Here is a 20,701-nt window from a genome sequence, read left to right as displayed (position 1 = left end):
CAAGAAGCATAACATCTCCCCACACTCTAAGTAAAATCACAAACACCTTAAAAAAACCACTCCTTTTACCTCTTGTAAAAAAAGGCCGACCATCATCCTAAAAAACCTTTTACAAGACCCAAAACCTGTTGACTTAATCCAAACACAGCTCCCCACTAGCAGATCAACACTATTCGAGTTAACCAGCAACATCATTGCACTTACCCAACAAAACAACCTGTTGTCAACTTTGAAACAGCTGAAGACACGCTTTCAACTCTATTATTCCTGTGCAATTACCTCAATAAGCACACTGGCCAAAAAAAGCCACTACATCACTTAACACTGGCTTCCTAACAAATTAAACAAGCTAACACATCAAGAGCAATACAATAGTCATATTTATTTATATATAGATACTTATATGTTATCAAATATAACTTTACAATAGTACCACTTGATGGTTACTTATAACAAGCATCATTCATATCAAAAAATAATACTACATCACAAACAACAATCAACTTGCCTTGTAATCAGAAACCAGAAGCTGTAGAAGAAAACTAACAGAGCAGCAACCCATCAATTATATCCAATAATAAAGCAAGCATATAAAAATTATACTCCTTGCATTTTCGTACTATTTCTCAGGTTTACTACTGAGGCATTCATGTTTAAAAAGCAGAGGTTAACAAGGAATGGTGAAAGAAAGTATAAACACTTACCTTTGCAGTCTTATTATCCAAAAGATAAACCACATTAGCCATGAGCGCCAGAAGTTTTGAACTGCTACTCGAAACCGCTTTCGACAGCCCTAAGCCACCTGTATTTGAAGAGGGTGCAGCCACTGTTTACACAGAACTTGAGCAAGCCCTTCGCGACGCTAAGTTCTCTAAGGGTATAAGCCGGGAGCAGTTAAGCTTTAAATTTGAACGACTACGCCTTGGAGTAGCCATCGCTTTTGTAAAAGCGTTCTTGCGCCTGGCTGACAATGAAAAAAGCAAGGAGGTACTAGAGGTACTACAGGATGCCCTGAAGGCTAAAAACAGCCGTGAGATTGATAAGATAGTGCAGAAGCGTATTGCGGCCTTCGACAACCTGTATCATGAGATTTTTGTGAACCCTCAGCGAGAAGAAATACTACACCTGTTTGAGAGCACATTGGATGCCGGCACCAAAGAAGAGCTGGACGAGCTGATTATGGACGGCCTTGAGCTGTTGACAGAGGTTGATTGGAACCCGCCACACGACACAGAGGATGATGACGATATTGAACCGTTTGACGAAGATTTCCTGAAAAGCCTCTGACAAAAAGCAACTCATGGAGATCACCCTAACCACGCCTGCCCTACTGTTTCCAGCGCTGTCGTTGCTGTTGCTGGCTTTTACAAACCGCTTTCTTGGCCTTGCCAGTCTCATCCGCAACCTGAAAGACCGCTACGCCACGTCCCGAAACAAGTTAGTGTACAGCCAGATTGAAAACCTGCGCGAGCGCCTGCTCCTTATCCGGAATATGCAGGCCTTTGGCAGCCTCAGTATGTTTGGCTGTGTGCTCTGTATGTTTCTGCTCTTTGCAGATTACATAGTGGCCGGCAAGTATGTTTTTGCCTTTAGCCTTGTTATGATGCTGATCTCTCTGGCATTGGCCATACGTGAAATTCAAATATCTGTAAAGGCGCTTGAACTGGAGCTAAACGATCTGGAGGAAAAAAGCACCCAGTAAAGTTTTCCCATTCTATTAGCGTCTACTTAATAATACTGCTATCATCATGAACGACCCTAAGAAACTGGCGATAAAGGATTTTGTGTACGAGCTGCCAGATGAGCGCATTGCCAAGTTTCCTCTACCCGAGCGCGACCAGTCCAAACTGCTGTTATACCGCCAGGGCAATATAGCCGATCATACTTTCACAGAGCTCACACAGCTACTGCCTCAGGACACGCTGCTGGTGTTTAACGATACAAAGGTGGTGCAGGCTAGACTGCTGATGCAGAAAGAAACAGGCGGCCTGGTAGAGATATTTTGCTTGGAGCCTGTTGCACCGCATCGCGAAGTACAGTTGGCCATGCAGCAAACCGGCGGCAGCACCTGGAAGTGCCTGGTGGGTAATAACAAACGCTGGAAAAGCGGACCTGTGAGGTTAGACTTTGAAGGAGGCGTACTGAAGGCTGAGCGCGAGGCACAGCAGGAAGGGCATTTCCTGATACGTTTCACGTGGGAACCTGCCGAGCTACCTTTTGCCGAAGTGTTAGAGCGCTGTGGACGCTTGCCGCTGCCTCCGTACCTCAACCGCGACCTCACCCCCGACGACCATACCCGCTACCAAACCATCTATGCTAATCAAAAAGGAGCTGTAGCGGCTCCTACTGCTGGCCTGCATTTTACTGACCGCGTGATGGCCGCACTACAGGCTCAGGGTATTGGCACGGCATACTTAACCCTGCACGTTGGCGCAGGTACTTTTAAGCCAGTAAAAGCCGAAACCATGGAGACCCACGAGATGCATGCAGAGCAGCTTTACATTACCAGAAGTATACTGGAGCGCCTGCTACACCAGGTAGGTAAGCCTGTTATACCTGTAGGTACTACCAGTATGCGCAGCCTGGAAAGCATTTATTGGTTAGGAGCAAAGGTATTGGAACAACCGGAGCTATCAGTGCAGGAGCTGCATGTAAGCCAATGGCAGGCCTACGAGAGTATAAATCCGCCTTCGGCAGAAACAGCATTACAAGCCCTGTTGCGCTACCTCGACCATCTTGGCACTGACCATCTTCATGCCTCCACACAAATAATTATTGCACCTGGTTATACTTTCAGGATGTGCCATGGTTTAGTAACAAACTTTCATCAGCCTGAGAGCACTTTGCTCTTGTTAGTATCAGCCCTGATTGGGGAAAACTGGCGCAAAGTATACCAGCATGCCATGGAGAACGATTACCGCTTCCTAAGCTATGGCGACAGCTCTTTGTTGCTGCCTTAGTTTTAGCATCATTTGAATTAATCTACATTTTAGAGAAGCAGCTTTAACTCCTACTCTATAAAACAACAAAGGCCGCTAATTATAGCGGCCTTTGTTGTTTTAGTATCTAAGCTTTTACTTCTGCACTTTTGCTGTACTGCCATTCAGGCCATACTCTGAAATAAGATATACCAAAGAAGCCATAGAGGCTGCACCTAACTGCATCTCGCGGCGGTTTACCTGCTCAAATGTGTCGATCACAGTGTGGTGGTAATCGAAATAGCGCTGCGAATCTGGCTTAAAACCGATCAAGGCTACAGATCCCTGACCTTTTAATGGGCCAATGTCGGCTCCACCGTAGCCCGGCGCAATGTCGTGCAGGCCATAAGGAGCCAGCAGTGGTTCCCAGGCCAGTACTGCCTGCAGCTGCTCTTTAGTACCATCCAAGCCAAAACCACGCGGTGTAAAGCCTCCTGCATCCGACTCTATAGCTGCTACGTGCTTCTCACCATTTGCCTTTGCTAGCTCTGCATACTTGCGGCCGCCACGCAAACCGTTCTCCTCATTCATAAATAACACTGCACGCACCGTACGCTTAGGCTTTATACCTAAATCGTTGAATAAGCGCAGCACTTCTATTGACTGCATACATCCGGTACCATCATCGTGTGCTCCTTCGCCAATATCCCAGGAGTCAAGGTGTCCGCCTACCACAATAATTTCATCTGGTTTCTCGGTTCCTCTTATCTCGCCAATAACGTTATATGAAAGCACATCCGGCAGCATCTCAGAAGTCATGCGCATGTAGAACTTCAGGTTCGGATCTTCCTTCAACAAGCTGCTCAACTGCTCAGCATGCTTTGTACTGATAGCTGCCGCAGGAATTTTCTCAACACCATCCTCGTAGCGCGTGTTGCCAGTGTGCGCTACCTCCTGTATGTCGTTTGTCATGGAGCGTACCAGCACGCCTACAGCACCAAGTTTAGCAGCAGCAACCGGACCTCCGCCACGCTGATCAACTGCATCACTATAGGCTGCCCCTGTAGTTATATGGGTATTATCGAATGGGCGGTTGAAGAAAACAATTTTGCCTTTTACCTTCTTCTTACCCAGCTTCTCCAGTTCCTCAAAACTCTTCACCTCTACTACCTCAGCACTCAGGCCCTGCTTGCCTGTACCCACCGATGCACCCAGCGCTACAATGTTCATGTCCACCGTGCCGAGCAGCTTAGAGTTGGTAACGCGGCCAATTTCTTTGTCGCCACGAACCCAATGTGGTACCATTACCTCCTGCAGGTATACTGTATCAAGGTTCATCTTTTCCATTACCTGCCTGCTCCACTCTACGGCAGCGGCAGCCTGCGGAGACCCGCTCAGGCGTGCACCAATTTGCTTGGTAAGGTAACGTAGGTTCTCATAGCTCTCGTAGCTGGTGAGGGCATTATCGTAGATTTTCTTGATGGTAGTAGAATCTTGTGCATAGTTCTTTTGTGCCATAGCCGGCAGGGTTAAGGCCGTGGCAGCCGCTACCATCAGGCAACGTAGGTTCTGTTTATTTAACATCTCGGTATAAAAGGTGATTAGGTTACTTAACAAGCCTTCAATTTAAGGATTTTATTTAATACTTACCTTTCCCTGCAGCTCGCTTTATGAAGGCTGGTTTAGGAGTTTAGCACCTTTACCATTACCGTTCATAAATGAGTAATCTTCAAAAGAAAAGGAGCAGTAGCTGATTTGCTATTGCTCCTTTTCTACACTGAGTTAGCAATACGCGGCTATTTCATCAGCTTTTCCATCTGCTGCTTGCTTACGTCCAGCAAGCCCACTTCCGGCAATCTGCTTGTAAGTTCTCGCCAGTTAGCATCTTTCTTGTAAACTTCGCGCAGCAGTTTAGCTGCTTCCTCCACTTGTCCGCTATTGGCCAGGCCAATGGCATGCCAGTACTTCATCTCCAGGTTATTTGGGAACATAACTTCTGCTTTGCCATACTCCTCCATAGCCTTTTGCATTTGCCCTTTTTCTATAGCTAGGTCGCCAGCATTCATGTGTTCGTAGGCACGGTATACTTTCAGCAGGCGCTCCAGTTCCTTCAAAGGCTGTTCATGGTCATCCACACGCAAATCAATGGTTTTATCATCCCAAGGCTGGTCATCTTTCTGGCCTTTTACCACCACCAGCGCCGCCGACTGTTTTCCTCTGATGTCACCACCTTCGTTTTCGGCAGCCTGCATAGCCAACAGCACGCGCTCGGCCAGTGGCTGCCCCTCGCTTCGCTCAAAGGCTTTTGCCATAGCTGGCCATACTTTGTCTGTCAGCATCATATTGGCTTGCACTGAGAAGTTTTTACCGGTTATATGCCCGGCGTAGCGGATACATTGCTTACCCGTATGAGCCGCTACCCTACCTTGTGCATCCAGAATTGCCACCTGTCTCACCTCACGTCCTTCATCGTCAGCCAGTAAAACGGCTAGTGCTTCCTCCGGTGTTTTTCCTTCTTTCAGGAGTGCCAAGCCACGTAACCCAAACGACTTGTTCGTGAAAGACTGTGTTGCTACAACGCCCACGCCTGCCTCCACCCAAGGTACGGCTGTACCTACTGAGAACCAGTGGCTTTGTACCCCAACCGCCATTTCGCCGGTTTTTGGGTCGCGGGCTACTATAGAATAAGTGTGCGCCAGAGGTTCCTCTGCTTTGTATACCTGCGCCTTTGCTGACCCTAGTGCGGCCAATAAAGATACTCCCATCGCTAAAAGTGTGATTTTATATTTGTTCATACGGAAGGTTTATACTTGATTTAAGGTGATATTTGCCTACTATACTGCTAATGACGAAGGTCGTCCGAAAGTTATACGTAAACCTACCTGCCATTCGGCCTAAAGCAAATATAGCTTTTTATACTTATCGCAGTCGTGCATCTTCGGCTATAACCTCGGGCAAAAATAGTAGTATAACTATGTAAGGCACGTAGCCCCACTTTGGCAGAGGCGCAAATGGTCAACTGCAACAAACCCTTTATACATGAAGAATATACCTAAAAACAATAAAGTTGATAAAATGGCTATGCTGATTGATGGCGATAACGCCCAGCCTAGCCTGATTGTAAAGTTGATGGCCGAGGCCGGAAAGTATGGCGCTCCCACTATCCGCCGCATTTATGGCGACTGGACAACTCCTCAGATGAACGGCTGGAAAGAGTGCCTGAACAACCATGCTATACAGCCTATACAGCAGTTCCGTTATACGGTAGGTAAAAATGCCACCGACAGTGCTCTTATCATCGATGCCATGGACCTGCTGCACTCAGGCTTAGTAGATGGCTTTTGCATCGTTTCCTCCGATAGCGATTATACCCGTCTAGCCACTCGTATTCGTGAAGAAGGCACTTTTGTGATGGGCATAGGCCAGCGTAAAACACCCAAGCCTTTCGTGAACGCTTGCAACGTGTTTATCTTTACTGAAAACCTAACGGATGATATTGACGAAAAGATTGAGCAGTCAGAGAAAGGAAGCAGTGACTCTACCAGCCAGCAGCGCCCTAACCCTGTGCCGCTCCTGAAAGAGGCTTTCACTATGTCGGCAGATGAAGATGGCTGGGCACACTTGGGCATGATGGGTACCAACCTACGCCAGCTGGACCCCAGTTTCGATCCACGCACATTCGGCTATGGCCAGCTCCTGCAGCTCATTAGCGCCTATAAAGACATCTTTATCATCCGGAAGGAGGAAGACAAAGGGCGCTCAGCAGTTTATGTAAAGCGGAAAGAAAGCCGCCGACGCGCACCCCGTAAAAAATCCACAGAGGCTGCTCACAATAACGGCTAATCTTGGTAAATAATTGAACCAATAGAAGGCTCGAGGTGGTAGTTGCTCCTCGAGCCTTTTTCTTTCACCAATCTTGCTCTCTTAACTGATTCACAATATATCTGTAACCCTGCCTTAACTTGCGCCACCTACTTTTGCGGCCAAAATATACTTCCCTATGGAATTAGTGTTGGCTACATTTTCGGCAATATTTACAGTTGTGAACCCTTTTGGAGCCATGCCCGTCTTCATCACCCTAACGCAAGACGACTCAGCCGCCAACCGTAACCAGCAGGCGTTAAGGGCCTGTATCTACATGGCGCTTATCCTTTCTGTATTTTTCCTGGCGGGGCAGTACGTGCTCAACTTTTTCGGCATTGGGTTGTCAGATATCCGGATTGCAGGTGGTTTGATGATAATGCGCGCTGGCTTCGGACTACTCACCAGCAAGGCGCACCGTGGCAAAAAAGTTTCTAAAGGAGTACTGAAGGAGGGACTGGAAAAAGACGACATATCCTTTACACCATTGGCTATGCCCATGCTTTCCGGACCCGGTGCTATTGCTGTAAGTATAGGCTTGTTCTCTCCTGCCTTGTCTTACCCCGACATCAGCCTGATTGTACTTTCTATTACTTTGGTGGCGGTGGTAACTTTTATTATTCTGATTTTCTCACACCAGTTGATTAACTACTTAGGCAAAGCTGGCCTGTCAGCCTTGTCGCGCATTATGGGCTTTATTGTACTGTCAATTGGAGTTAACTTCGTGAGCACTGGTATACTCTCGCTGCTAGATAGGTAGCTAATGGACTTTGCCGCAGATTAACAATCGCATGGTAAAATCCGTATCTTTGTGCCATGCAACTGAAGAATGATCTGCTTATAAGAGCTGCCAAGGGTGAAGCCGTAGAGCGCACTCCGGTTTGGCTCATGCGTCAGGCTGGCCGAATTTTGCCTGAATACCGTGCTGTACGCGAAAGCCTGAGTGGCTTTAAGGAGTTGGTGGAGACACCAGAACTTGCCGCTGAGGTAACCATACAGCCTGTTGATATACTCGATGTAGATGCTGCAATCATTTTCTCTGATATCCTGGTGGTGCCAGAGGCAATGGGCTGCACCTATGAAATGATTGAGAAGCGTGGTCCTATTTTTCCTAATACGGTTCGGAACGAACAGGACTTGAGAAAGCTTCGTGTAGCGGACCCGCACGAACACCTGCACTACGTACTGGATGCCATTAAAATTACCAAGAAAGCACTTAACAGCCGTGTGCCTCTGATCGGTTTTGCAGGTGCACCTTGGACTATCCTGGCTTACATGGTAGAGGGAAGTGGCTCTAAAACTTTCTCTCATGCCCGTGGTATGTTGTATACTAACCCTAAGCTAGCGCACCAGTTACTGCGCATGATCACGGACACAACCATCTCTTACCTGCAAGCGCAGGTAGAAGCTGGTGCCAACCTTATCCAGGTGTTTGACTCATGGGCAGGTATACTTTCACCAGCACACTACCGCGAGTTTGCCTTACCATACATCTCGGAGATTTGTAACGCCATCCGCAATGTGCCGGTAACGGTGTTTGCAAAGGGTGCTTTCTTTGCTCTGGAAGACTTCAGCAAGCTGAACTGCGAAACTATTGGCCTCGACTGGAACATGGAGATCGACAAAGCGCGTCAACAAGTTGGTCCTAACAAGACTTTGCAAGGTAACATGGACCCATGCCTTCTGTACAGCTCCTTCGACTCGATACAGCATGAGACGATTAAGATGCTGAAAGAATTCGGTCCACACCGGCACATCGCTAACCTCGGCCACGGCGTATACCCTGATACTGACCCGGAAAAGGTAAAATGCTTTGTGCAAACAGTAAAGGAATATGGAACTGTAGTTGGGGAAGCAAAAAGCTAGAAGCTCAACAAAAATATCTGAAAGAGACAGAGAACAGAATCTGTAGCAACAAAAGAAAGCCTAAGGGTATTTTACAGGCTTTCAACCTCATAATTTTGCTAATAGCTTTTTCTCTTCCTGCTTTCGCTCAAACAGATAAAACCATGTCGGCAGGCCCTGCAGTTACAATCTCAGGGTTTACCGACATTTTTATGCATATGATTTTAACAGGCCTAAAACTAACTTCAGGCAGCCTTTCCTCTACAACCACAACAGACATAACGAGTTTAACTTAAACCTGGCTCTGCTTAAGGTTTCTGTTGAGCATCAGAAGTACAGAGGTAACATTGCTTTACAGGCTGGCACCTATGTCATGGATAATTACGCAGCCGAGGAGGAGTTCCTCCGGCATGTGTTTGAGGCAAACGTAGGCGTGGCGCTTTCATCTAAAGGTAACCTGTGGCTGGATGCGGGCATTTTTGGCTCTCATATTGGGTTCGAGAGTGCCATCTCAACAGACAACTTTACTTTAACACGCTCTTTACTTGCAGAAAACTCACCTTATTATCTTGCTGGAGCCAAAGTAAGCTATAGCCCCACCTCATCCTGGACTCTCGCTGTACTTGTTACCAATGGTTGGCAAAGAATCCGACGGGTATCGGGTAACTCACTACCCTCTTTTGGAACTCAGGTGAATTATACTCCTAACGACCAGGTGGCGCTGAATTGGAGCACTTTTATCGGCACAGACGACCCTGACAGATTCAGAAGAATGCGATACTTCAACAACCTGTGTGGCCAATTCAGCTTAAATGAAAGACTTTCACTTATCGCTGGTTTTGATATTGGAGCACAACAAGAGTCTAAAGGCAGCAGCAACTATCAGGTCTGGTACAGTCCTGTCTTAATTAGCCGCTATCAGTTTAACAGCCAGTGGGCAGCAGCGGCCAGAGCAGAATATTATTCTGACCGACACCAGATAATTATAGCTGCACCGAGCACTGAAGGCTTCAGAACAACAGGGTTGTCATTAAATGCTGATTATTCCCCGCACCCCAACGTGGTTTGCCGAACAGAAGCGAGATGGTTAAGAGGCAGCAATCCTATCTTCTTAAGAAATGAGGGCTATGGAGCCAACAATATCTTCCTTGTCGGCTCCATAGCCCTCCATATCAATAAGTAACTTCCAGTTTTATAACCTGACTTTGCTTGAGGACTACTCTCCTTAGCCTACAGCCAAGTGAGAAGCAGGGTATTTGTAAGCTGTGGATTTAGCATGCGTGCTCAGCGCCAGCGCCAGCGTCAGCGTTCCAACCCTTCCTAAATACATTGATAGGATAATCACACTCTTACCAACATCAGACAAACCTGCCGTTATACCTGTACTTAAGCCCACTGTAGCAAATGCCGACACCTGCTCAAAAGCCAGTTGAATAATATCGAACTGTGCATCTGATATAGAAAGTATAAAGATGAAAGTAATGTTGAAGACGGCAGCAAATGTAAACACTGTAAAGGCCTTATAAGCAACAGAGTGAGGTATAGTACGATGCCCTATCTCCATATTCCGCCTATTACGAACAGTAGTAGCCACCGCAAATAAAATTACTGTAAAGGTGGTAGTTTTGATACCACCCCCGGTAGAACCAGGAGAGGCGCCAATGAACATCAGGAAGATGAACATCAGCAACGTAGGCACGTTCAGAGCCGAAATGTCCACTGTGTTAAAGCCTGCAGTACGGGTGGTCACCGACTGAAAGAAAGATGTAATAAGCGCCTCTGCAAAGCTCATATGCGAGAGGGTATTAAAGTACTCCAGCAAGAAAAAGCCCACCGTACCCAGAGCAAGCAGTGCAGCCGAAGTATACACAATTACCCGGGTCATCATTTTCCAGTTTCTCCAAGGCGCTTTTAAGCGTGCACGCATGGCCGCCGGAGAGAAAATATCTATAATCGCTGGAAAACCCAGACCTCCAAAAATAATCAGTAGGCTGACGGTTAAATGCAGGATGTATGAGAACCGGATTGGCTGTGTGTAAAGGCCTTCTGGATAAAGAGAGAAACCTGCATTACAGAACGCAGAAATCGAATGGAAAACAGAGAAAAAGATCTTACTGCCCAGGTTTGTGAACTGTGCTTCTTGCCCCCAGCTCATGAAAATCATTACTGCACCTATCCCTTCTATGGTTAAGGTAAGTAAGATCAGCTTGCGCATCAGTCCCTTTGTTGAAAAAAGGGACTCGCTCTCGAGCAGCTCATGCATGGCCACGTGTTGCTTTACCCCGATTCCCTGACGCATTAGCGAGGCAAAGAAAGTAGCAAAGGTAAGGATACCCAAACCACCCATTTGTATAAGGAGCAGCAGCACTACCTGGCCTGCCAGGGTAAAGTAGGTGCCAGGATCCACCACTGCAAGACCAGTAACACAGGAAGCGCTTGTAGCCATGAACAGAGCATCCAAGAAACGAATACCGTCCGGAGAATTCGTCATTTTGGGCAGCATAAACAGCCCCGTTCCCAGCAGTATCAGGAAGACGAAACTCAGCAGGAAAGTGATTGAAGGCTTGAGCTGCACGGTTTTGAGGTGCACTTTCGTCTCCAGGAGCTCCACTATCAGGAACACGAGCATGTACATTGACACCAACACCCGGTACCATTCCACAGAAAGCGGAATGCCCAATCCTTCAAAAATATTATAGATGAGAGGAATACCTAAAACGTAGGTAAAAACCTGGTTAAGGAACACGATGAACATCAATATGCCCTCAAACCAAGTGCGCTTCAGGAACTTGACTCGCTCAAAAGTATAGAGTATGCGCAGGAAATAGATGATGACAAATATTGCCAAAATGCCATCTATGGCATAGAAGAGCATTCGCAGCTGCGTCGGGTCCTCTACTACACCATGTGCCAGAACAAGCAGACCTATTGCCAGAATAGTTAAGGAATAAGTTGTCCAGCGCATAATTTTATACGCTGTCAACTTACTATCATACAATACTCTGTTAAGCGTTTCTGTATTCATGTGCTTCAAAAAGTCTTATCCGCTGCGCCTCTTCATACAGCCTTTGCTTATCTACAGGCACTACGCCTACCTGCTCGCATACTAATCCACCGCCCAGGTTACTTAGGCCGGCCATAAATGGCATAGAAGTTTTAAGTGCCATGCACAAGGCAGCTATACTTATGACCGTGTCTCCGGCACCAGAAACGTCGGATATGGAGCGGCGGTGAGCACCGATGTACGTTTTCTCGGCACCATCGGCTACAAAAACGCCACGCTCGGACAGCGTGACCAGTACTTGCTTTGTTTGTAGTTGCTCCTGAAGCTCTTCTACAGCTTCCTCAAAAGCAGGCAGGTTCTCATCAGCGAAGTCAACCTTAAGTCCCTCTTTTAGCTCTTTCAGGTTTGGTTTGAAAAGCGTACAGCCTACATAGCTCAGGAAGTTTTTCTTCTTCGGGTCTATGACGCTGGGTACGTTATACTCATTGGCCAGCTCCAGAAAGCGCTGAATGTTCTGCTTTGAAAAAATGCCTTTATCGTAATCCTCAAAAATTACCACATCCGCCTGCTTTAGTAACTGCAGGTAGCGCTCTTCCAGGTATCGTTCCTCGTAGTCTGCCAGGTTATGCTCAATTTCTGAGTCTACGCGCAGGAGTTGCTGTGCACCTGCAATAATCCTGTGCTTGATGGTTGTAACGCGCTCCGGGCTTTGTACTATTCCTTCAATGGATAAACCTTTCTCCTCCATCAGGCGAAGGTAATCGGCACCATCCTGATCGTCGCCAATAACTGAGCAAAGTAGAGGTGTAGCTCCCATGGCCTGCACGTTTAGCGCCACGTTGGCTGCACCGCCCAAGCGCTTCTCCCGCTTCACCACGTTTACAATAGGCACAGGAGCCTCAGGGGAGATGCGGGAGGTTTTGCCCCACAGGTAGGAGTCAATCATCACATCACCCACCACCAGCACTTTAAGACTGTTGAAAGCCTCAAAAATATCTTCCAAACTTTTGATTGAATCCATTACTGCAGTTTTGCGAGGCTTTCTTTAATGCGGCGAAGAGCTTCCGTCAATTTCTCGTCGGAGGTGGCAAAAGAGAAGCGGATACACTGCGGTGCTCCGAATGCCTCGCCACTTACCACAGCCACATTGGCATCGCTAAGTATAAACATGCTGAGGTCTAGGGCACTTTCGATAGTTTTACCCTCGTACTGTTTGCCAAAGTACTCGCTTACATCCGGGAAGATATAGAAAGCACCACTTGGCAGGTATGTCTTGAAACCGGGTATATCGTTCATCAGGTTCAGTACCAGGTCCCGACGACGGCGGTAAGCCTCTGTCATTTCCAAGGCACTGGCATTGCCTCCCTGTAATGCAGCAGTAGCTGCCTTCTGGGAGATAGAACTGGTACCAGATGTAATCTGGCTTTGCATTTTCTCACAGGCTGAGGCTATTTCGCGGCTTGCAGCCATATAGCCTACACGCCAGCCCGTCATAGCATAACCTTTGGAAAAGCCGTTTATCGTGATCACACGCTCACGGATAAAGTCGAAGCTAGCCATGCTATGGTGCTTGCCCCCGAAGTTTATGTACTCATAAATCTCATCGGCAATAATATGGATCTGCGGATGTTTCTCCAGCACTCTAGCTATCGCCAGCAGCTCCTCCTCATCGAATACAGCTCCGGTTGGGTTGCTCGGGGAAGAGTACATCACCAGCTTCGTATTGCTTGTGATAGCCTTCTCCAGCTGCTCGGCTGTTACTTTATAGTCGTTCTCCAGGCGGCCCATCACTGGTACCGGCACTCCCTCAGCCAGTTTCACAATTTCCTCGTACGACACCCAGTATGGCGAGAAAATAATCACCTCGTCGCCAGGATTAACAAGGCACATAACGGCGTTGGCTATACTTTGCTTAGCCCCGGTAGAAACCACAATCTGATCAGGCGCAAAGTCGAGGTTGTTGTCCCGCTTGAACTTCTTTGCAATCTCCTGTCGCAGCTCTGGGTAACCAGGTACAGGCGTGTAGAAGGTAAAACCTTCGTCTATGGCCTTTTTGGCAGCATCCTTTATGTACTGCGGTGTCTGGAAGTCTGGTTCTCCAAAACTCAGGTTGATCACGTCATACCCTTTGGCAGCCAGCTCACGGGCTTTTTTAGCCATGGCAATAGTCTGAGACTCAGCCAGAGATAATATTCTGTCAGAAAGGACAGCTTTCGCTTCTTCTGTTTCTTGCATAAGCTTAGAGTTAAGCTGGCAATTTACTCATAAAGCCACAGACTTTCCAGTGGCAGCCGGGATTATCAAGGCTGGCAAAAAACTTTAATCAGAAAGATTAATAGTTGAGGTTATACTAAGAACATCAACAGGAAAGGATTACAACACTTTGGCTACCAAAGATTCTGCGGGCAAAGCACCTTGGCTTTGTTAAAAACACGCATCCCAATCACTACCTCGTGGTTACCATTGCCCATACCATTAAAGGCAGGTATCCCCCGGTCATAAGCATAACCAAGGTCGAAAACGTGGTTGATCGTAACACCTGCAAGCACAGCATAGTTACCATTCTGCCTGTACGATCCACCTATCCATAGTCTGTCGTCATACACCGCCCGCAGGTTGAAGTCTATAGAACCAGGCAGGGGTTGCAACCACATCAGCATGATGGAGGGCACTAAACTCACCTCCTCTGTGATATCAAATTTGTAGGCACCGGTCAGGAAGTAATGCTCATATAACAGGTTTCTATCTTCTACAGAGTTATCGAAGTTAATAGAATTCCCAAGTAGTTGCGTAGCAGAGGTACCTATGTAGAAATCACTTCCATAGAGCCAAAGACCAGCAGAAAGGTTTGGCTTCACCATATTCCAGTCAGCATTAGCTCCATCCACAGGATTTGCAAACGATAGCTCATTAGAACGCAGCCGCTGCTGAATTAAGCCTGCACTTACTCCTCCGGATAATTTTACCTCGCGCGATAAAGCCAGATGGTAGGCATATGCAAAGCTAGCTTCGGTTCTATAAAAAGCCCCTAACCTATCGTGTACGGCAAGTACACCTATACCGTGGTGCGGCCTGAACCGCTGACTAATTCTGCCGCTCCTGTTATTGTTGCCAAACGAGGGAGTGGATTTTCCGGAACCGCTACGCCCGCCTTTAGAAGTATACCCAATCGGAGCATGTGCACTTAGGTAATAAGTTGTTGGCTCACCTTCTATACCCGACATCTGCGATCTACTACCTATCTTCATATCGGCATAGTCCTCTATACCCGCAATAGCAGGATTCAATAAATAGTTGTTGATGGTGTACTGACTGTACTGTGGCTTCTGCTGTGCTAACACCAGCAGAGGGAGAACACAAAAAAGCAGGAGTGGTAAAAATAGTTTCATAGGCTTCTTCTTCACAATTCCATTCTTAATTCACAATATTCAGATAGCCGGTAAACTTATTTTTACCCGGTATGGTGATGACATAGAAGTAGGTGCTAACAGGCAATCGTGCTCCTCTGTAAGTGCCATGCCACTCATTACGGTAGCTGACTTTTTCAAAAACAAGGCTTCCCCAGCGGTTGTAGACTTCTACCTTTGCGTCTGGGAAATACTCGATGTTCTTTATTTCCCAAGTGTCGTTTACGCCATCACCGTTAGGAGAAAATGCGTTAGGGATCTCCAGTAACTGACGCACCGTAACCACTACGCTGGTTGTGTCCTCGCATCCCTCTTCATTTTTCACGGTTAAAGTATAGCGGGTGGTTTCATCGGGTGTGGCAACAGGGGAAGATGCTTTAGAGTCGCTTAAGCCTATGGCAGGGCTCCAACTGTAGTGTGCACCGCCACTGCCTGTAAGCTGAACTGTTTCTCCGGCATCAATCTCATCGTCTGATACATTTGCCACTGCAACAGGTATAGCGTAAACATTAGCCTGTACCGGCACTCGTTCTGTTTCGCAGCCATTGCTCACTAACGAAACATAATATGTTTGAGAGGTCTGCAGCACAGGCGTTGTAAAGCTATCACCAGTAAACCCTTCCAGAGCAATAAGTGAGGAAACATTATCATACCACTTATACTCGCCAGCCTTACCACCCGAAGCAGTAAGTTTTACTTCACCGGGGCCACAAGTACTTCCGTGCTGTACCACGGGTGGTGCAGGAGCCGGCCAAACAGTTACTTTTATTTTATTTGATGAAAGGGTGGCCCCACAGTCGTTCTTCAACTGCACCGTATACTCGCCGCTTTCGGTTGCATTTATCGAATTGGCTCCGCTAGCAACTTCTTTCCCATTGCGAAACCAGACACACTCCTGGTTCTTGTATGCTTTTATGCTAAGTTCTACAGCTCCTCCTTCACAAAATTCCAGCACACCATTTACCTCAATAGTTGGCACAGCAGGCTTTTCGTTGATGATGGCTTCTACAGGCACCCGCTCACTTTCGCACAGACCGTTGGTAATAGCTACATAGTAAGTAGTTGAGTTCGTTAAAACAGGAGTAGTGTATGAAGCTCCATCCACACCTGCTATAGCAGCTCCTCCTTTAGCTTGCGTGTACCACCTATACTTGCCAGCTGTACCTCCTGTGGCAGTTAATGTTAAAGCAGCTTTTGTGCACCCCGTTACATTTTTTGCTGTGGGTGCCTCAGGCAAGGCTAATAGTTCTACTTTTTGCCCTTTTACACTTTTGAAAGTACCGCACTCGCTTGTTATAGCTGCCGTATAATTTCCGGCTTCTTCTGCCACTAACTCAAAGCTGCTACCACTGATGGGTTGGCCATCCCTGAACCACGCATAGGTCACGTCCTGATATTGCGGAACTGCCAGTTTTACACTACCTCCTTTGCAGAACACCAGTTTGCCTGTAGCTTCTACCTCAAATGCAGGAATAGGCTTTTGTATTCTAAAATCAACTTTGTTGGAGCTTCTGACATATCCACAAAAATTAGAGAGCTCTACAGTGTAAACACCTGCTTCGGTTGCTGTAAATTCATTCGACTTATCATAAACTGGCACTCCATCCTTTTTCCATATATATGATGCCCCCTCCTGCTCCGAAACAGACATCTTTATACTTCCCGCATCGCATACGATCAGAGGGTCAGTGTACTCTATCTTTGGAGCTACCAGTTTGCCAGCTACCTCTATTTTTACTGTTTCACTCTTGCCCACACATCCATTTGCGTCAACTACCTCTACAAAATAGTCTCCGGACTGCGTCACAGTTATGGATTGAGAAGAAGCTCCGTTGCTCCACTTGTAGCTCTTACCTGAACTAGCTGTTAGTAACACACTACCTCCGGTACAGATTGTGGGCGGACCGTTCAAAGTAATTTTAGGTTTAACAGGAGAAGTGCAGGTGCTACTCTCAAGAACATGATTAGTTCCGGACACTCTTCGTGTATCTGCTGAGAATGCCTCACAGCAAAAGAGTATTACAAAAGCAAGAGACAAAACATACTGAAGTCGACTTTGCAGGCTGGCAAGGGTAAAGGGTAAAGCTTGCATAGGCACTAATTGAAAATTGAAAATATTTACAATATTACTCAACTAAATCATATTTGTTACAACTTGATGTTATGTTTTATCCTAAACAAACTAAATAAAAGTATACATTCACCCATGATGATATTTATATACCAATCTTAAACTGTATTCTACCAATAACAAGAAAGATAAGTGTAGATACAAAAAAAGGCTGCAGATGTATCTGCAGCCTTTTTTTGTGTGGGTAGTCAGTTTTATATTTTACCGTAGGCAGTACGTTCTACTATACTACGGCCAAGGGTAACTTCATCGGTATACTCCAGCTCACCACCCACTGGCACCCCACGGGCAATTGTGGTAATGCGCAGGTTAAAGTCGCGGAGTTTGCGGGTAAGGTAGAAGGCTGTGGTATCGCCCTCCATGGTAGGACTGATAGCTAAGAGAATTTCTCTTACCTCCGAGTTTGGTAAACGCTCTAGCAATGAATCGATGTGCAGATCAGAGGGGCCGACTCCCTCAATTGGGGAAATCACTCCTCCCAACACATGGTACAAACCCTTATATTGAGATGTGTTCTCGATAGCAATCACATCACGAATGTCGCTCACAATACATAGCAAGCTTCTGTCGCGCAATGGATTGGCACAAATAGAGCATATTTCTGTGTCCGAAATATTATGGCACTCCTTGCAATGCTTCACCTCTGTGCGCATTTTCACCAGCGCTTCAGCCAGCGAGAGAGTATCTTCAGACTCATGCTTCAGCAGGTGCAAAGCCAGTCGAAGCGCAGTCTTCCTACCTACGCCGGGCAGCTTCGCAAGCTCCTCCACAGCGTTCTCAATTAATTTAGACGGAAAATTCATTAAACCTAGTGCTCCTCCTCTATTCTATATCAGCCGAAAGGTCTTTGTCGTGTAGTGCTGTGCACATGCCCGACAACTCCTCATAAGACCCAACTTTCACGGTGCACTTGCCCTTGTAATGAATCAACAGCGTACATTGCTCTGCCTGCTCCGCTGTATGGCCGCAAACCTTAATAAGCGTATCAATTACATGGTCGAAGGTATTTACATCGTCGTTGTACACCACCAGGTTGCGCAGGTCAGTGGTTTCCTCTAATAATTCGACCTCAAAGTCTTCTTTATGAAAAATATCTGTATCCCAATTCATACTGCAAAATTACAAAATGTTACGCACTAAAAGAAGTTGTAACCCTAAGTATAACAGCCTCGCCAGCTATAGCTCAGCCAGAACAACCGTATTGATTTTAACAAACTTAGGGGGCGTATGATTCCCCCTGCTCAACTATACTTCAGGAGTTGAAACGGCCTTTCCCTTTGTTTAAAATGAGGATAAACTGTTTCTTGCATAACCATTTCGGATAATATTTATACATGTTCCCTATGTTTATTTCATACTTCCCAAAAAGGTTAGCCTTACTTCTGCTGCTCTTAACTGCTACACTTCAGTTGCAGGCTCAGAAAAAAGAGCTAACCATGGAGGATGCCATTCTGAACCCTGCTTTGCAGCCACAGAACCTTCGCCAATTAGATTGGATAGCTAACAGCAACGACTATGCATACATCAGGCAAAGCAACGGCGAAGCTACGCTTGTACACGGCAGTGCTACCTCAAGCAAGCAGCGCGACATCATGACGCTGCAACAGCTAAGCGCAGCCGTAGAAGCAACAGGCGCCGAAAAACTCAGCAGCTTTCCTGCATTGCACTGGCGCGATGGTGGCAGCTTTGTTATTGATGTGCAAAACAGGATTATGGAGTATGAATTAAAATCAGGAAAAGCCAGGATTACAACGACCTATGCCGAAGGGGCAGAAAACACAGAGCTGGATCCAACCATGCAGCGCCTGGCCTACACCAAAGGCAATAACTTGTATCTCTCCACTCCAGGCGACCCCGATGTAGCAATTACAGACGAACCAAACGAAGCAATTGTACACGGGCAGACAGCTCACCGATCTGAATTCGGCATTACTAAAGGCACCTTCTGGTCACCAACAGGTAGTCAGTTAGCTTTCTACCGCATGGACCAGACAATGGTGACTGATTATCCCTTAGTAGATATCGAACCACTTCCGGCTAAACTTAACAGCATCAAATATCCAATGGCTGGCGGCAAAAGCCATCATGTAACCGTTGGTGTGTATGATACTGAATCTAAGAAAACGATTTACCTGAAAACTGGCGAACCTGCAGAGCAGTACCTGACCAACATAACCTGGAGCCCGGACGAGAAGCATGTTTACATTGCTGTGCTCAACCGCGACCAGAACCACATGAAGCTGAACCGCTACAATGCTCAGACAGGTGAGTTTGAAAGAACCTTGTTTGAAGAGAAGCACGAAAAGTATGTGGAGCCGGAAAACGGTTTATACTTTGTGCCAGGCAAACCAAGTCAATTTGTGTGGATCAGTGAGCGCAGCGGCTTCGACCATTTATACTTGTACGACACCAGCGGCAAGCAAATCCGTCAGCTTACGAGTGGAGATTGGATGGTGACCGACATCCTAGGCTTTAGCAAAAGAGGTGATGAGCTATACTACATGTCTACTGCCGAAAGCCCACTGGAGCGCCACACTTACGCAGTTAGCTTGAACAATGGAAAGACGCGCCGCATCTCCCAAGGTAGCGGAGTGCACCAGGCACAACTTAGCCCTGACGCCAAGTATGTTATAGACAACTACAGCAGCCCGGCTACCCCTAGAAAGATTTGGGTGCTGAGCACAGAAGGCAAAGTGCTTCAGACACTCCTGACCGCAAAGGACCCGCTCACAGAATATCAGCTCGGCAAAACTACTATCCTTCCGCTCAAAGCTGACGATGGCACTGACCTGTACACACGCATAATCACACCGCCAAACATGGACAAGAATAAAAAGTACCCGGTGGCAGTGTATGTGTACGGAGGGCCGCACGTGCAACTGGTAACCAACAGCTGGCTAGCCGGAGCTAACCTTTGGATGCACCTGATGGCTCAGAAAGGTTATATCGTGTTCACTATGGATTCCCGTGGCTCTTCAGGAAGAGGCCTTGCTTTTGAGCAGGCAACTTTCCGCCAATTAGGCACTATAGAAATGGCTGACCAACTTCGGGGAGTAGAGTACCTAAAGTCACTGCCCTATGTAGATGCCGACCGTATCGGTGTGCATGGCTGGAGCTTCGGCGGTTTTATGACCACTTCACTCATGACTCGCCACCCTGGTGTGTTTAAGGTAGGTGTAGCGGGTGGTCCGGTAATAGACTGGAAATATTACGAGGTAATGTACACCGAGCGCTACATGGATACGCCTGAACAGAACCCTAATGGCTACAAGGAAGCCAACCTTCTGAACCATATAAAGAACTTGGAGGGCAAGCTCCTGATGATTCATGGTACGGTAGACGATGTGGTGGTGTGGCAGCACAGCCTACAGTTTATCAAGAAAGCCGTAGACGAAGGCATCCTGCTGGACTATTTTGTTTACCCCGGCCACCCGCACAATGTGAGGGGTAAGGATCGTGTTCATTTGATGCGCAAGATTACCCAATACTTTGACGAAAATTTATAATTTACATACTTTTGTAACCTGCTGTTGCT

General features: G+C 46.9%; 16 protein-coding genes and 1 pseudogene. 8 read left to right on the top strand and 9 right to left on the bottom strand.

Annotation, left to right across the window (positions count from 1 at the left end):
• Nucleotides 1-744: 744 nt before the first annotated feature.
• From PKOR_RS10875 to PKOR_RS10865, 3 genes are read left to right on the top strand one after another with little or no spacing between them, the layout of a single operon-like run.
• A complete protein-coding gene (locus PKOR_RS10875) occupies nt 745-1,287 on the top strand; it encodes a hypothetical protein (RefSeq protein ID WP_046310722.1) in 543 nt (180 codons plus the stop codon).
• 13 nt (nt 1,288-1,300) lie between these two features.
• Entirely contained in the window at nt 1,301-1,702 is a 402-nt protein-coding gene (locus PKOR_RS10870; RefSeq protein WP_046310721.1) for a DUF2721 domain-containing protein, read from the top strand.
• 46 nt (nt 1,703-1,748) lie between these two features.
• On the top strand, nt 1,749-2,960 hold the full coding sequence (locus PKOR_RS10865; protein ID WP_046310719.1) for an S-adenosylmethionine:tRNA ribosyltransferase-isomerase: 1,212 nt from the start codon (nt 1,749-1,751) through the stop codon (nt 2,958-2,960).
• 114 nt (nt 2,961-3,074) lie between these two features.
• Here the strand turns inward: PKOR_RS10865 and PKOR_RS10860 are convergent, their stop codons facing one another.
• Both PKOR_RS10860 and PKOR_RS10855 read right to left on the bottom strand, forming a co-directional pair.
• Entirely contained in the window at nt 3,075-4,502 is a 1,428-nt protein-coding gene (locus PKOR_RS10860) for a M20/M25/M40 family metallo-hydrolase (protein WP_084694765.1), read from the bottom strand.
• Between the two features lie 212 nt (nt 4,503-4,714).
• The gene (locus PKOR_RS10855) at nt 4,715-5,713 is read right to left on the bottom strand and encodes a DUF1028 domain-containing protein (RefSeq protein WP_046310716.1); all 999 of its coding nucleotides are present in this window, start codon (nt 5,711-5,713) and stop codon (nt 4,715-4,717) included.
• Nucleotides 5,714-5,957: 244 nt separating this feature from the next.
• Between PKOR_RS10855 and PKOR_RS10850 the strand changes: the two genes are divergently transcribed.
• The 4 genes and pseudogenes from PKOR_RS10850 to PKOR_RS10835 form a co-directional block, all read left to right on the top strand.
• Nucleotides 5,958-6,761 (top strand): NYN domain-containing protein, encoded by an 804-nt coding sequence (locus tag PKOR_RS10850; protein WP_046310713.1) that lies wholly within the window; start codon nt 5,958-5,960, stop codon nt 6,759-6,761.
• A 157-nt stretch (nt 6,762-6,918) separates the two neighbouring features.
• On the top strand, nt 6,919-7,539 hold the full coding sequence (locus PKOR_RS10845) for a MarC family protein (RefSeq protein ID WP_046310711.1): 621 nt from the start codon (nt 6,919-6,921) through the stop codon (nt 7,537-7,539).
• 56 nt (nt 7,540-7,595) lie between these two features.
• Nucleotides 7,596-8,645 (top strand): uroporphyrinogen decarboxylase, encoded by a 1,050-nt coding sequence (gene hemE / locus PKOR_RS10840; protein ID WP_046310709.1) that lies wholly within the window; start codon nt 7,596-7,598, stop codon nt 8,643-8,645.
• 247 nt (nt 8,646-8,892) lie between these two features.
• Nucleotides 8,893-9,807 (top strand): annotated as a pseudogene (locus PKOR_RS10835) (porin); the annotation flags it as partial.
• 42 nt (nt 9,808-9,849) lie between these two features.
• Here PKOR_RS10835 and PKOR_RS10830 read toward each other — a convergent pair.
• From PKOR_RS10830 to PKOR_RS10800, 7 genes are all read right to left on the bottom strand, one after another.
• On the bottom strand, nt 9,850-11,649 hold the full coding sequence (locus tag PKOR_RS10830; RefSeq protein ID WP_046310707.1) for a TrkH family potassium uptake protein: 1,800 nt from the start codon (nt 11,647-11,649) through the stop codon (nt 9,850-9,852).
• Nucleotides 11,630-12,649 (bottom strand): bifunctional heptose 7-phosphate kinase/heptose 1-phosphate adenyltransferase, encoded by a 1,020-nt coding sequence (locus PKOR_RS10825; RefSeq protein ID WP_046310706.1) that lies wholly within the window; start codon nt 12,647-12,649, stop codon nt 11,630-11,632. Before PKOR_RS10825 ends, PKOR_RS10830 begins: the two co-directional genes overlap by 20 nt.
• Nucleotides 12,649-13,863: a pyridoxal phosphate-dependent aminotransferase gene (locus PKOR_RS10820; RefSeq protein ID WP_046310705.1), complete on the bottom strand. Its 1,215-nt coding sequence runs from the start codon at nt 13,861-13,863 to the stop codon at nt 12,649-12,651. The genes PKOR_RS10825 and PKOR_RS10820 overlap by 1 nt, the downstream gene beginning before the upstream one ends.
• 152 nt (nt 13,864-14,015) lie before the next feature.
• Complete coding sequence (locus tag PKOR_RS10815) at nt 14,016-15,017, bottom strand: PorP/SprF family type IX secretion system membrane protein (protein WP_046310703.1); 1,002 nt, start codon at nt 15,015-15,017, stop codon at nt 14,016-14,018.
• 25 nt (nt 15,018-15,042) lie between these two features.
• Complete coding sequence (locus tag PKOR_RS10810) at nt 15,043-16,947, bottom strand: T9SS type B sorting domain-containing protein (protein WP_158453758.1); 1,905 nt, start codon at nt 16,945-16,947, stop codon at nt 15,043-15,045.
• Between the two features lie 413 nt (nt 16,948-17,360).
• Complete coding sequence (gene recR / locus PKOR_RS10805; protein ID WP_046310699.1) at nt 17,361-17,969, bottom strand: recombination mediator RecR; 609 nt, start codon at nt 17,967-17,969, stop codon at nt 17,361-17,363.
• A 19-nt stretch (nt 17,970-17,988) separates the two neighbouring features.
• Complete coding sequence (locus tag PKOR_RS10800; protein ID WP_046310697.1) at nt 17,989-18,276, bottom strand: ATP-dependent Clp protease adaptor ClpS; 288 nt, start codon at nt 18,274-18,276, stop codon at nt 17,989-17,991.
• Between the two features lie 233 nt (nt 18,277-18,509).
• On the opposite strand from PKOR_RS10800, the gene PKOR_RS10795 reads away from it, so the two are divergent.
• The gene (locus PKOR_RS10795) at nt 18,510-20,672 is read left to right on the top strand and encodes a S9 family peptidase (RefSeq protein ID WP_046310695.1); all 2,163 of its coding nucleotides are present in this window, start codon (nt 18,510-18,512) and stop codon (nt 20,670-20,672) included.
• Nucleotides 20,673-20,701: the final 29 nt, after the last annotated feature.

The sequence above is a fragment of the Pontibacter korlensis genome (genome assembly GCF_000973725.1).
Lineage (GTDB): Bacteria > Bacteroidota > Bacteroidia > Cytophagales > Hymenobacteraceae > Pontibacter > Pontibacter korlensis.
The sequence above is the reverse complement of the archived record's forward strand: the minus strand, read 5'-3'. Positions and strand labels throughout refer to the sequence as shown.